The organism is [Clostridium] symbiosum ATCC 14940 (assembly GCF_000466485.1).
In the GTDB taxonomy this organism is placed as follows: domain Bacteria; phylum Bacillota; class Clostridia; order Lachnospirales; family Lachnospiraceae; genus Otoolea; species Otoolea symbiosa.
This window is the reverse complement of the sequence record NZ_KE992795.1, coordinates 689-1,276: the sequence shown is the minus strand read 5'-3', so window position 1 is coordinate 1,276 and position 588 is coordinate 689. Positions and strand designations below refer to the sequence as shown.

The following is a 588-nucleotide window of genomic DNA, read 5'->3' as shown; positions in this document are numbered from 1 at the left end:
CAAGGTTGAGAAGTCCGGCTCTGTGTATCGGCTGAAACTCCCCGTTTTCCTGCTGGCGAATGACTTTCTTTGCAAACATGAATTTTTCAATCTTTTCCGTATGGGGAATAGACAAGGCGACTTTCATGTGCAGGGTACGGGATTTTCTCCACGTTCCGTTTTTCATTCTGTGACCTTTGACTTCCTGATTTCTGCGGACACAAATATCATAGCCAATGAAGCGGACTTTTTCGGAGCTGTGCGTTATCAGCGTCTTTTCCTCGCTTAGAGTTAATTTCAGCTCTGTGCTTAGAAATTCAGCGATTTCGGCTTTCAATTCCTCACATTCCGTTTTTGTGCCGCACACGCCTGCCAGCCAATCGTCCGCATAACGGACAAAAGTAAACTTCTTGTTGTCGGCAGGTTTGCAGGGCAGATTTCTCATAGCTTTCTTCTGCGCCCTATGTTGGTCAATCAGTTCTTGTCTTGCCGCTTCATCAGCGGTATGGTCAATCCAATAGGACAGTCTTTTTAATTCTTTGCTTGCCGCATGATATTCCGGTGTCTGATATGCAGACCTCGGTTTATCAAAGCGTTCTGCGATTTCCC

Annotated in this window: 1 protein-coding gene; it reads right to left on the bottom strand. The window is 45.9% G+C overall.

Going from position 1 to position 588, the window contains the following annotated elements:
- Window positions 1-588, bottom strand: a 588-nt coding sequence (locus tag CLOSYM_RS24325; protein ID WP_021640553.1) for a reverse transcriptase domain-containing protein, incomplete at both ends; no start/stop codon positions are given.